The sequence below is a fragment of the Bacteroides faecis genome, from assembly GCF_020091505.1.
Classification (GTDB): domain Bacteria; phylum Bacteroidota; class Bacteroidia; order Bacteroidales; family Bacteroidaceae; genus Bacteroides; species Bacteroides faecis.
This window is the reverse complement of sequence record NZ_CP081916.1, coordinates 2,781,849-2,794,333: the sequence shown is the minus strand read 5'-3', so window position 1 is coordinate 2,794,333 and position 12,485 is coordinate 2,781,849. Positions and strand designations below refer to the sequence as shown.

At 42.6% G+C, this 12,485-nt stretch carries 13 protein-coding genes; 5 read left to right on the top strand and 8 right to left on the bottom strand.

Annotation, left to right across the window (positions count from 1 at the left end):
* Nucleotides 1-23: 23 nt before the first annotated feature.
* Genes K6V30_RS10665 through K6V30_RS10655 form a run of 3 tightly spaced genes read right to left on the bottom strand, consistent with a single transcriptional unit; the run spans nt 24 to nt 2,029 of the window.
* Nucleotides 24-503 (bottom strand): Lin0368 family putative glycerol transporter subunit, encoded by a 480-nt coding sequence (locus tag K6V30_RS10665; RefSeq protein WP_010537011.1) that lies wholly within the window; start codon nt 501-503, stop codon nt 24-26.
* Nucleotides 504-516: 13 nt separating this feature from the next.
* A complete protein-coding gene (locus tag K6V30_RS10660; protein ID WP_055270095.1) occupies nt 517-888 on the bottom strand; it encodes a Lin0368 family putative glycerol transporter subunit in 372 nt (123 codons plus the stop codon).
* Between the two features lie 52 nt (nt 889-940).
* Nucleotides 941-2,029, bottom strand: a complete 1,089-nt coding sequence (locus K6V30_RS10655) for an SMP-30/gluconolactonase/LRE family protein (protein ID WP_010537009.1) — start codon at nt 2,027-2,029, stop codon at nt 941-943.
* 796 nt (nt 2,030-2,825) lie between these two features.
* Here K6V30_RS10655 and K6V30_RS10650 point away from each other — a divergent pair.
* The 4 genes from K6V30_RS10650 to K6V30_RS10635 all read left to right on the top strand — a co-directional run bounded on the left by K6V30_RS10650 (nt 2,826) and on the right by K6V30_RS10635 (nt 5,949).
* The gene (locus tag K6V30_RS10650) at nt 2,826-3,119 is read left to right on the top strand and encodes a hypothetical protein (RefSeq protein WP_010537008.1); all 294 of its coding nucleotides are present in this window, start codon (nt 2,826-2,828) and stop codon (nt 3,117-3,119) included.
* 13 nt (nt 3,120-3,132) lie between these two features.
* Nucleotides 3,133-3,423, top strand: coding sequence for a cell division protein ZapA (locus K6V30_RS10645; protein ID WP_010537007.1), 291 nt, complete (start codon nt 3,133-3,135; stop codon nt 3,421-3,423).
* 115 nt (nt 3,424-3,538) lie between these two features.
* Nucleotides 3,539-5,074 carry a ribonuclease Y gene (rny, locus tag K6V30_RS10640; protein WP_010537006.1) on the top strand — a complete coding sequence of 512 codons (1,536 nt, stop codon included), beginning with the start codon at nt 3,539-3,541 and terminating at the stop codon, nt 5,072-5,074.
* 122 nt (nt 5,075-5,196) lie between these two features.
* Nucleotides 5,197-5,949, top strand: coding sequence for a copper homeostasis protein CutC (locus K6V30_RS10635; protein WP_055270097.1), 753 nt, complete (start codon nt 5,197-5,199; stop codon nt 5,947-5,949).
* Here the strand turns inward: K6V30_RS10635 and K6V30_RS10630 are convergent.
* The 4 genes from K6V30_RS10630 to K6V30_RS10615 all read right to left on the bottom strand — a co-directional run bounded on the left by K6V30_RS10630 (nt 5,933) and on the right by K6V30_RS10615 (nt 11,228).
* On the bottom strand, nt 5,933-7,147 hold the full coding sequence (locus K6V30_RS10630) for a sodium ion-translocating decarboxylase subunit beta (RefSeq protein WP_010537004.1): 1,215 nt from the start codon (nt 7,145-7,147) through the stop codon (nt 5,933-5,935). The two genes, K6V30_RS10635 and K6V30_RS10630, sit on opposite strands and share 17 nt — an antisense overlap.
* Before the next feature lie 14 nt (nt 7,148-7,161).
* On the bottom strand, nt 7,162-7,593 hold the full coding sequence (locus K6V30_RS10625; protein WP_010537003.1) for a hypothetical protein: 432 nt from the start codon (nt 7,591-7,593) through the stop codon (nt 7,162-7,164).
* 345 nt (nt 7,594-7,938) lie between these two features.
* Nucleotides 7,939-8,379: a hypothetical protein gene (locus K6V30_RS10620; protein WP_010537002.1), complete on the bottom strand. Its 441-nt coding sequence runs from the start codon at nt 8,377-8,379 to the stop codon at nt 7,939-7,941.
* 83 nt (nt 8,380-8,462) lie between these two features.
* Nucleotides 8,463-11,228: a transglutaminase domain-containing protein gene (locus tag K6V30_RS10615; RefSeq protein ID WP_055270099.1), complete on the bottom strand. Its 2,766-nt coding sequence runs from the start codon at nt 11,226-11,228 to the stop codon at nt 8,463-8,465.
* A 325-nt stretch (nt 11,229-11,553) separates the two neighbouring features.
* Here K6V30_RS10615 and K6V30_RS10610 point away from each other — a divergent pair, with 325 nt between their 5' ends.
* On the top strand, nt 11,554-11,691 hold the full coding sequence (locus tag K6V30_RS10610; RefSeq protein WP_008764567.1) for a hypothetical protein: 138 nt from the start codon (nt 11,554-11,556) through the stop codon (nt 11,689-11,691).
* Between the two features lie 76 nt (nt 11,692-11,767).
* On the opposite strand, the gene K6V30_RS10605 is transcribed toward K6V30_RS10610, so the two are convergent.
* Entirely contained in the window at nt 11,768-12,469 is a 702-nt protein-coding gene (locus tag K6V30_RS10605; protein WP_055270101.1) for a DUF4627 domain-containing protein, read from the bottom strand.
* Nucleotides 12,470-12,485 lie beyond the last annotated feature (16 nt).

The window sequence follows — 12,485 nt, the reverse complement described above, 5'->3', positions numbered from 1 at the left end:
TTTTCCTTTTTCAGTTAATTGATTTAGAGTGCCGCATTTGTATATCCGGTAAGTCCGACAAAGATTCCTCCGGCAATACCACCCAGAATAATCACCAGCCAACGGGGAAACGCTTCTTTCAGTAATCCGCTGCGCGTACCTTTCGGCGCACACAGCACATCAGCCAGAATAAAGCCCATCGCAATTGCCCATCCCATGTCTACCCAGGGAGCACTGCCACGGTTTCCCTGATGAATGAGACTGAATTGCATCGGTAAACCGTCGGCATCATTCAGCAGCCCGGTAGAAAAACCGAAACCGGGAAGTTTGTGATTCACCAGCCAGAAAGTACCAATGATAAGGGCAGCTGCCATAAAACCGCCTATCGGACCGAAGTCCTTCACCAATTTAGGCCAGCTCATCAATACGGTAAACGTCACGGCAAAAGCACCGAAAATACTTGTTATGATTCCGGCATTATACATGCCCAACCATTCATTGTAGGTTTGCAACCATTCACTCATTGTATCCTCCTCCTTAATTTATTTTCCGGGCACAATCGCACGAACGGATTTTCCATACCACAATTCCGGCCAATGCGCCGCCAATCAGGCAGCATACCAGCGTGGGTACGGCATAAAAGAAATTAGTAATATCTCCCTGAAAGCGGACAATTCCCCAAGTGATCCCGGCAGAACCAATGCACCAGCCCTGATCCAGCCATATTTTTCCCGGAGGATTCAGAATCGCTCCATTATAGTGATTCATATACCACATGATGCCGATAATCAGCGTTGCCGCCAGCCAGCCTCCCATCAGACCGTATGTCTTCCAAAGTTCGGGCCAGATGCCGAATGCAAAGCCGCCACAGATAGCAGAACCGGCAAATGTCGATAGATAGTGTTTCATATTATTAATAATGTGTTTTATTAGATTGATGATAGTAGATTTGCGCGGGATATTACTCCAATGCCAGTTTAGCCAATGTGAAAGGCTTATCGTGTTTGGTATTCACCTTGTCCGGTCCGGTCACCAGGTCGAAGCAGGATACAATCACCTGACCGTTCCATACGATCGGTTCGCCGGGCTGATCCAGTCCGCCATCGCTTCCGTCGCAATCGGGACTTTGCGCAATGCGCTCAATCTTTCCGTTTTTATCTACACGCGCAACGGCATTTGCAGAGAAGTCTGCTACCCAGATGTTACCTTTATCGTCGATACACATACCGTCTGTAGTACGAAGTTGAGTCGTATCCTGTGCCCAGACGTCGTTGCTGACTACTTTTCCTTCCGCGTCCATCTTGATACGATGAATAGCACCGTCACCAAAGTTGCCTACAAAAAGGTCGCCTGCCTCGTTAAATACAATTCCGTCCAGTCCGTACTGCACTTCGGGATTTTTGGTGATTACCGTAGTCAGCAAGTTCTTATCAGCCGAAGTGTTGGTTACTACAATGTCACGATCGTTCATGTCAAAACAGTATACGCCACTGACAAGCAGACCGGAAGGGTCTTTTATCTGCGACAATGAACTTTGAGTCACATATAATTTTCCGTCACGAATACGAATACCGTTCGGATGCTCCAGACCGGATGCTACCGTAATGGTTTCTTTCAACTGGTCATTTTCAAACTTCAAACGAAGTACACGTCCTTTGTTCTTTGCTTTCTCTGCACCGCTCCAGCCTTGATTGTCACTGATAAACAAGTCACCTTCTTCGTTGAAGGCAAGCCCCATCGGAGAAGCCCATCCGGTTTCTTCCAACACAGGAACATCGAGCCATTTCGAAACCGATCCGTCCTTAGTAATACGCATCAGACAAGCAGGCTGTGTGATATCTGCAAAATTGGGACATGCCAGAATCAAATCTCCATTAGGAGCAATAGCCATACCGTCCGGAGTCGGACAATAATCAGGCAATGATACAAACAGTTCACTCTTTTGCGGAAGAGTATTCTCTCCTGTCTTTTGTTTGGGAGAAGTACATTGAATACAAGTTGCTCCAATCAAAGAAGCAGAAATAAGAGATAGTAAATAATACTTTTTCATGGTTAGCTGATACAAATATTTATGTTTATAATTTGAGTCCGTTAGTTCGGTACGCAAACTTACTGGAAAATCTCTGTAAAAAAGGAAAACGACAAATCAATAAAGGACAATATTTGTTCATTATGACGCAAAAATGCCCTATTTTCCATCTGAAAAGGAAATTTTCCTTCAACAAATAATTATTTTCATCTCTTGATTATCCACCGACAGGAAACTCAATAATAATAGAAACCACATTATTTTATGAACGAATTAAAAGACCGAAACCACTAAAAAGAAGAGTTTATTTAGAATGCACCAGGGTAACGAAGAGAGGGTTAGCAAACAAGTGATCACCAAGAAAAGATAAAGAATAAAGTCATGAGATTCATGAATAATGCAGTTTGAAAAGGGGAAATGTATAAAGCATAGCTTTGAGTGAGCCAAAGCTATGCTTTAAGAGTCGTAAAGCTTAGCTTTGGCTCATGCAAAGCACTAAGTTATCAACAGGTACAATAAGTACACTTTTCTAAGGCTTCCTTTAGCACACACACGCACGAACATTAATTATATACGCGATATATATACGTGCGCACATACGCACGCCTGTGTGTGAAAAAATTATAGGGTGTACCTAATGTACCTTTTGTACCTGCCGGGTTGTTCATAAAGAAAAGATTTACACAGATAGCCTCATGTATTTTATCTCCTTCACCCATGTAATCCACTATTTTAAGGCTAAAAAGCATATTTTCTCCCGAAAAGTTTTTGTAATATCAGAGTTAATCGTATTTTTGTGTACAATTTTGGTGTAGTAATGACAGAAGAAGAAAAAAAGTTATTGAGTACCTTTGAAACGCAGCTACGGCATTTAATGTATTTGCACGATGAATTAAAGCGTGAAAATGCCGGGTTGAGAAAACTTCTTGAAAACGAAAAGTTAAAGAACGAGAAGGTGCAAGCTCAGTATGATGAATTGGAAGTCAACTATACAAACCTAAAAACAGCTACGACAATCAGCCTTAACGGCAGCGACGTAAAAGAGACGAAGCTGCGATTGTCAAAATTAGTGCGTGAAGTCGATAAATGCATCGCTTTATTAAACGAGTAAAGAAGAAAGATGTATGAACGATAAAATAAAGATAAACCTGCAAATAGCAGACTCAAACTACCCGTTAACCATTAACCGACAGGAAGAAGAAATGGTACGGGAAGCAGCCAAGCAGGTAAACATCAGGCTTAATGCGTACCGGGAATACTATAAAAACCTTGAACCGGAAAAGATTATTGCCATGGTAGCCTATCAGTTCTCGTTGGAGAAACTGCAATTAATGCAACGTAACGATACCACTCCGTATACGGAAAAGGTAAAAGAACTAACGGAATTGCTGGAGGATTATTTCCAAAAAGAATAATGCCACCGAGCTATTCACTGATAAAGAAAACACCACGCACTGCAGAATATCCGAGCAATGACTGTTTTGATATTTGGCGGTGCGTTTTTATTTATATAACTAAATTAATGTAAGAATGATAGCAATAATAGCAACAGCAATTGCTTGCTTCGTCGTAGGAGGAATCCTTTCATATGTACTTTTCCGGTACGTACTGAAGTCTAAATACGATAGTATTCTGAAAGATGCGGAAACTGAAGCTGAAGTAATTAAGAAAAACAAATTGCTGGAAGTAAAGGAGAAATTCCTGAACAAGAAAGCTGATTTGGAAAAAGAAGTGGCACTGCGTAATCAAAAAATTCAGCAGGCGGAAAATAAACTGAAACAACGCGAAATGGTGCTTAGCCAGCGTCAGGAGGAAATCCAGCGCAAGAAACTGGAAGCCGAAGCTGTAAAGGAAAACCTGGAAGCACAGCTTGTGATCGTTGATAAGAAAAAAGAAGAACTGGACAAACTGCAACATCAGGAAATAGAAAAGCTGGAAACAATCTCCGGTCTGTCTGCCGATGAAGCAAAAGAACGCCTGGTCGAATCACTGAAAGAAGAAGCTAAAACGCAGGCACAGTCATTTATCAATGACATCATGGATGATGCGAAACTGACTGCCAGCAAAGAAGCAAAACGTATTGTTATCCAGTCTATCCAACGGGTAGCTACCGAAACTGCCATCGAAAACTCCGTGACAGTATTCCATATCGAATCAGACGAAATCAAAGGACGTATTATCGGACGTGAAGGACGCAATATCCGTGCACTGGAAGCCGCTACCGGCGTTGAAATCGTTGTAGACGATACTCCGGAAGCAATCGTTCTTTCTGCTTTTGACCCGGTTCGCCGTGAAATTGCCCGTCTGGCTCTTCACCAACTGGTAACAGACGGACGTATCCATCCGGCACGTATCGAGGAAGTCGTGTCTAAAGTACGCAAACAGGTCGAAGAGGAAATTATCGAAACCGGTAAACGTACGACAATCGACCTTGGTATCCATGGTCTGCATCCGGAACTGATCCGTATTATCGGTAAGATGAAATATCGCTCTTCGTATGGCCAAAACTTGTTGCAGCATGCCCGCGAAACAGCCAACCTTTGTGCTGTGATGGCATCGGAACTGGGACTGAACCCGAAGAAGGCAAAACGTGCAGGTCTGCTGCATGATATCGGTAAAGTACCCGATGAAGAACCGGAATTGCCACATGCATTGCTGGGTATGAAACTTGCCGAGAAGTACAAAGAAAAACCGGATATCTGCAACGCTATCGGCGCTCACCACGACGAAACGGAAATGACCAGTTTGCTGGCTCCTATCGTACAGGTTTGTGATGCTATCTCCGGTGCACGTCCGGGCGCACGCCGCGAAATCGTAGAGGCGTATATCAAGCGTCTGAATGACCTTGAACAATTGGCCATGGCTTATCCGGGCGTAACCAAGACTTATGCTATTCAGGCAGGACGTGAACTCCGCGTAATTGTAGGTGCGGACAAGATCGACGATAAACAGACTGAAAGCTTGTCCGGTGAAATCGCCAAGAAGATTCAGGATGAGATGACTTATCCGGGACAGGTGAAGATCACCGTGATCCGTGAAACACGTGCGGTTAGTTTCGCTAAATAAGTAAATATTCAAAAGAAGATTCAATATAAGGGCGAAGCAATTCGCCCTTTTTTAGCTTATCACCATTTATCTTTCATGTTGGCGGTATCGCACAGCAACATGCAGTCTAAAAGTATCAGCTTATGAAAAAGTTTCAATTTGAAGTCTGTGCCAATTCAGTAGAAAGCTGCCTGGCAGCACAGGCAGGCGGAGCCAATCGGGTAGAGTTATGTGCAGGTATTCCGGAAGGCGGAACGACCCCTTCTTACGGAGAGATATCGACAGCACGTGAGATGCTGACAACGACTCGTCTGCATGTCATCATCCGCCCGCGTGGAGGAGATTTCCTTTATTCTCCCATCGAAGTGAAGACGATGCTGAAAGATATCGAAATGGCACGGCAATTAGGAGCTGACGGAATTGTATTCGGTTGTCTGACAGCAAACGGAGAGATCGACCTTCCTGCGATGCAAGAGTTAATGAAGGCCTCGCAAGGCTTATCGGTTACCTTTCACCGTGCTTTTGATGTATGCTGCAATCCTGAAAAGGCTTTGGAACAGATTATCGAACTGGGCTGCAACCGCATTCTTACTTCCGGTCAGCAACCTACTGCCGAAATCGGCATTCCTTTACTCAAAGAATTGCAGCAACAGGCTTCCGGAAGAATCATCCTGCTTGCCGGATGTGGCGTAAACGAGAAGAATATCGCTCGCATTGCCTCAGAAACCGGTATACAGGAGTTTCATTTCTCTGCACGTGAAAGCATCAAAAGCGATATGAAGTATAAAAATGAATCAGTATCGATGGGCGGCACTGTACATATCGACGAATACGAACGAAATGTTACCACCGCCCAAAGAGTGACAGATACCATTCAGGCTATAAATAAGGGATAATCGTAATATAGATACCCGTAATAATAGCTGAGGTGATTACTCCTGAGATATTGGCTCCCAAGGCATCTCCCAGAACGAACGAATCCGGATTGTCCTTGCTTACTATCTTCTGGGCAACTTTTGCGGTGGTAGGTACGCAACTGACAGCAGCGATACCAATCACCGGATTGTAATTTCCCCGCTTGACAATGTACATAATGTATCCGCCGATAATTCCTCCGATACCGGAAAGCAATAAGGCAACGATACCTAATACCAGCAATTTCAGTATTTTCGGATCAAGCAACAGATGCGCGTCGCAAAGCACACCCAGCAATACGCCTAACATAAAGGTTGAACCATACAACAACGGACCGCTGACAAAATCATAAATGTGCTTCATACCCGATTCGCGGACAGCAACTCCTAAAAACAGGGAAAAGAACAATGGAGAAGCTACCGGAAACAAGAAGCAGAGTACTGCGCAAAGAACAGCCGAAAAGGCCAGTTTCACTTTGGCGTCATAGTTCTTCGGTGCCTTCTTACTTACCATCTTAATGGCACGGAAACGTTTAGGAACTAATAGTTTGACCAGATAAGGATAACCTCCATACGTCAGTCCCAGATACAGATAGGCAACTACCGTGATAGGGACAAACAAATGCTTTGCCAGAGCCAGCGAAGTAAACAATACCATCGGGCCATCCGCACCACCTACCATAGCAACGGAGGCACTCTCCTTCAAAGTCAGTCCAAGGGCGGAAGCGATGGGTACCGTAAGGAACGTGCCAAGCTCGGCACATAAAGCAAGGAAAATACTCGCAAACGGTTTCTGAAGCAAGAAGCCCACATCCAGCAGTGTTCCGATGCCCATAAAGACAAAGCAAGCTATAAGCCCGTTACTGAATGTCAGCGTATAGACAGGCTGCAGAAAGTCTATCTGCATCGTATTCATCAGATCATCCGTATCCGAAAGCATCGGGTCGAGAAAAAGGTTGCCTAATGTGCCATCCGGCATCATCAATGTTCCGCAGTTGATAGCTACCATGCCTAGCCCCATCGGGATCATGACCATAGGCTCGAGCACTCCCTTCCACCCGAGATAGATAAGTAACAACCCCAGAAGTACCAGAAAGACTCTGGCAGAAGCCAGCAGCCAGCCACTTTCCATCATTGTTCCAATGCCCTGAAAGAGGGTGGCAAAATCAATATTTTCCATAAATAAACGTTATTTTATTGCTTGTTGGTAGTAGATTTCTTTAAATTCTTTTTGTTGGTATGTGCCAGCTCTTCTTCTTTGAGAAAGAACTCACGTGTATCCCGCGGATAATAATAATCCATCAGGTTCTTTTCTGAAGCACCCGGACTTACCCCATGATAATAACCGGAATAGCCGGAAAAATTCCGGTTGATTCCACGACTGAAATCTTCGCGGTAATCTCCCAAAGTCTCTTCGGCTTCAAGCGGCATCTGCCTTACAAGCCTTTCTACTTTCTGCCGATGTTGTCGCCAACGGTGTAACCTCAACAGTTCCAGACGATGAGAACTATAAAAATCAAAAGAATCTGCCGCATAGGCAATCAGCTTGATGACCGCTGCAACAAAAAAACCGATGAGAAAGGTTAGTCCCATCATAGCAAAAGTAGATATTAATAAATCAATCATAGCAATATAAATATAGGTTATATAATAGTATTCAAAAAAAAGAAGAGGCGCCCAATGGTATAATCATTATAAAATTTAGACACACATGAAAGTTTAATCCCATCGGGCACTCCTCATCATCCATATAGAAACAATCGGCAGATGTTACTTGCCTGAATCACTTCGGTATACATCTTTGCTTCTATACGACGTAACTCCCGTTTCACAACGAAAAACACAATATTTTGATCCCGACACCTTAACTTGGTATCCGGGAAGTATATCATACGTTTATAGGAACAATAAATAATAAGGAGGGGCAGCGAGAAAGACATTTCTCACCCTGCCAAAGGAAAACAATGTAGCCTAAATAAGAATATGGGCTAATGTATAGACGTAGTATTTACACGAATATTTTGTGTAATTGACATCAAAGCAAGTATGGCTCAGACGTTTCTCCGGAAGCATCGTATTCAACGAGCTCAATATCTGTAGAATTGCAGTATTGGTAGTATTGAACCTCAAATTCTTGAAAGGAACAATGCTTCTTGGAAAAGAGAGATTATCAAAAATACAGTCGCTAACTTTACTGCCGTAAGTTCCGTCAGTCAGCAACGAATGAGTTTCTTTACATGATTTATCAAAACCGGCAGAAGAGATACAGCAATTTGCTCCCTCATTGTAGGACATATCAATTGCCGGGACTCCAGTTTCTTTCTGAAATCCCTGCAATTCTTTGTTGGAAATATGAGTAAATCCCAAAGCCAGAAATGCGCATGCTAATATGCCAAAAATGTACTTTGCCATAATTTGCTGCAAACGTAATCATTCTTTTCCAAAAACAATGTATGAATAATAAGAATTAACGATTATTGCACTCTGGCTTCACCTTATAATCCATGTATTACTTTCATCAATTGCTCTCCCAGACCAATCGTATATCCCTGAGAGACAAAGACTACCCGGTTGAAAGTATCGGCAATGATGAATATCGGCAAACTATTTTTATGTTTCAGTTTCATATTATCCACTATCTGTTTGCAAATTCCATCCGTATCTATACCATAAATAACGGTAGAAGGCAACTCAGGAAACTCGGAAGGATGGAACTTCTTACATTGTGCTTCATCCGGGAAAAGCAATACCATTTTCCGGTTCCATTTCTCTAAGTCAGATTTTAAAGCTGCAATATCATGCAAAGCATGGTTGGTGGGTTCTTGCCCCGGACCTAGTATCCCGACTATAAAGTAGCCGCGGCCACAAGCTTGCAACAAACTTTGCCTATCCAAAAGTGTTGTCTTCTGCCCCATTTCTTCCACTGGAGTAAAAAGAGACTCGGAATTAAACCCGCCAATTACAGCAACTTTCTCACCTGATTCACGTAAATGATAAGAAACTTTTGTAGCTTCCAATTTCAAGTCATCTTTCTGCATCGGCAATACAAAAGATGAAATTCTAGCCAACACACCACCGTCAGCCAATCGCGTACCTGTCACCTGCAAATAATAACCGGCATCCAATACTCCTATATTCCTCAATTGAGGATTATTTTCATCACAATCAATTAATATCGGCCTTCCATCTTCTATTCTGGAGATCGTAAACTTACTATAATACTTCACTCTGTCATCACCATTTGCAATGGGTTTGTTTCCATCATACATCCGATATATTCCTTTGGGCGTTTCTACGCTTTCTGCTTTATCGAAGTTAACATCCACGGATTCATTCCAAAAATAACCGTTATCTTCAAAAGTCATATAATAAGATACACTCCCATTCATACTATTTATATAAGCAGGAATATTCATGCTACGTGCCAACGCAACAAAGAATATATCCCGCGAATGTGAATCAGCCACCCGAGAACGCCAGACTCCTTCCGGGGAAACAGGTATCCCCTGAGAATTATGCGTTCCGTCGACAGTCACATAACGGTTTACCCACTCTACCAAAGCTTGTGGACGATTACGGAATGTATCTACTTCCGCTTCCGAAAACTTTGACTGGAAGAAAGATCTGTAAGGAGTCAATGTCTCCATAGAAATACGTGGTTTGAAAATTTCATGTATTTTTAATTCCGGAGGATCACTCATACAAACAGGCCCCGGTAAAGCGCACACGTATGAACTATTAGAATCATCTTCTGTATACATGAAATGATCCATCAATACCTCATAAGAAACATCACGACGGTCTTTTTCGTTAATGATAGATAATAGCGCAGCAGCTTTCAGCAATTTTCCTTGTCGATCAGCCTCCTGCAGAAAACGAATTAACACATCATAATTTCCTCTGGCATCCACTAAGAAAGAACATAAACTTTTCTTCACACTAGAAGTTTTTGTCCCTTTCCATCCGGAAACTATAGAATCAATCTGCGCAGCAGTCGGAAAAGTAGCGATATACGAATTGCGGATAGAGTCTTCCAGAGCCATCCGCCGGTCATTTTCTGCCCGTTGCTCCGGTGTTACTTCAGGCAAATTGGCATTCTCTACAGGAGGAACCATATCAAGATCCACTTCAAAGATATCTCCTTCTTTTTTATCCAGTACTAAGGCCAACTCCGATTGTTTTCCAAATGATAATTTGGTAAAGCCGAACTTTCCTTCACTGGAAGCCCATACCAGCATATCTCCTTTTCCGGCTGTCAATGATACTTGCCCGTCAGCATCCGTATATTTTGTAGCTACTGTATAGAACTCGGCGTAATTATATACCTTAAAATCAACTCTGGCACCGGAAATAGGATTTCCACTCACATCCGTCACAGTCACTATTGCTTTTGCTGTCGGCGCATAATTCTCTGTCACATTGATTTCCGTATAATTAGGAGTTTCAAGCATAATTTCTTCCGGACCGTTATAGCGACCGAATACCTTTGTATGCATCAGCATTCCCCGGCTAGCAGGAGCATTGAACCATCCCAGATTCAAAACCGGTTCCGGCTCGCAAGCCCCAATAAAATACCACTGGCCATCTGCCCATGCTTCCACCCAGGCATGATTATCATCCGTATGCGCCCAGCGGGGAGTATATACCTGCCGTGCCGGAATACCTACCGAACGCAATGCAGCCACAGCAAACGTGGATTCTTCTCCACAGCGTCCATACGCCGTCTTCACCGATGCCAGCGGAGAACTCGTACGCGCATCGCTCGGACGATACACCACCTTTTCGTGGCACCAGTGATTCACTTCCAGAATGGCATCTTTCATGGAAAGATGCTTTACCCTATCCTTCAATTCTCCATAAAATACCCGGCGGGAGTCATCCAAATTCTCATTATTCACCCGAATAGGTAACACAAAATGCCGGAACAATTCGTTCGGGACCTTATCTCCCCAAGGCATCTCGGCACGTGTCTGACCGGATAACCGAACATTCTCCAAATAATAATCTCCCGAATAATCCGTTACATCCCCTATCGGCATATACGCATAGAGAAACATCAAAGCTTCCTGCTCATACACAGACAAGTCAGGATTCGACAAAACAGTAAATAAGTCTCCACGAGGAAGCGCCTGTTTTTTTTGTTCAAAGTCTTTGGTTACTTGATTCCGATAATCCTCTTCTTTCAGGAAATGAGCATTGCTACAGGCAAACAGCACAATCGAGAGAATCAAAACAGATACTAGATGGATGAATGTTTTCATAAGAGTGTTTGGTTTATTTTAGATAATAAGATTGCTGTCTCACAAAAATACAAGAATATTTTCTGAATGCCTAGATAACTACATAAAAATGTGATGGATAAGAATAATATTGTCATCAAAAGAAAACAGCGGGAAAATTGTAACAGGTTTGTAACATCTCCGTGTTCGAACCTCTTATAAAAAGAAATTTCATAAGAAAAAGAAGATTTTTATGTTTTACAGCATATAATTCAAAAACATTTTGTATCTTTGCAGTGTTAATAAAGAAAACAAGATGTAAAACCGCTCTTCAAAACGTGGAGGGCAAAAAAAGAGGAAACAAATTATGAAAAAGAATGCAAATGAAAAAATCATGATGTTACAGTACCGTATTAAACGTTATCAAGCAATGGGAAACGGTGCTATGTGCCAAACCTTGAATGGTAAACTTCAAAAACTGCTGACGAAGCAGCCTGCCATGTAATTAAACACACTAATATATATCATGAAAAGAGCGGAGCAACCGATTGGTTCTCCGCTCTTTCTTTTTTATTTTCTTCTTATTTCTTCTTCAAAGTCACGTCACTGATTTCTACTACCCCACCTTTATTCTGTCCAAGGATAGCTACGTAACAATCCTTCAGGATAGCAGCATCATCATCCGTATCAGACACTTCCATATCAGGATTGGACTTCTTACTGCTGATAGTATTCACCACCTGTTCCATGTCATAGTAAACAACAACCTTTGTCCATTTGCCCGCATCCTTGATTTTGAAGTTATACTGTGCACCGGAAGCATTAGGCTGAGCATCAGCATCATAATCTCTACGCATAAAGAAGGTAGTGTTCAGCTTACCGTTATCATTCTTTTCTTCATTCGTCTGCTTGATATATACACTGACCGGAGTCCCTGCTTCTTTCACTTTTGCATAGAAAGTCAGCACATAGATACCTTTCTCCAAGCCGTCGGTAATACGTTGTCCCAGAAAAGCTTTATACCAGGAAGTATTCTTTTCTGCACCCGAATTATCTATTTTCATGGCATTCGGATATTTGGCATCCCCGGTTTGTTCCCAAGCGATGGTTGTCACACCGTCTGCCTCATTATTCATGATGAACCACTCACCTGCTGTAGCCTTGTTAGGGTTGGTAACCTTATTCGTTACTTCCGTAGCAAACTTTTCATTCTTGATCAGATTCTGAGCACTTACGCTTACTCCGGCGACAGCCAAAAGACCGACTAATAATACTTTTTTCATCTTACTGCGATTTAAT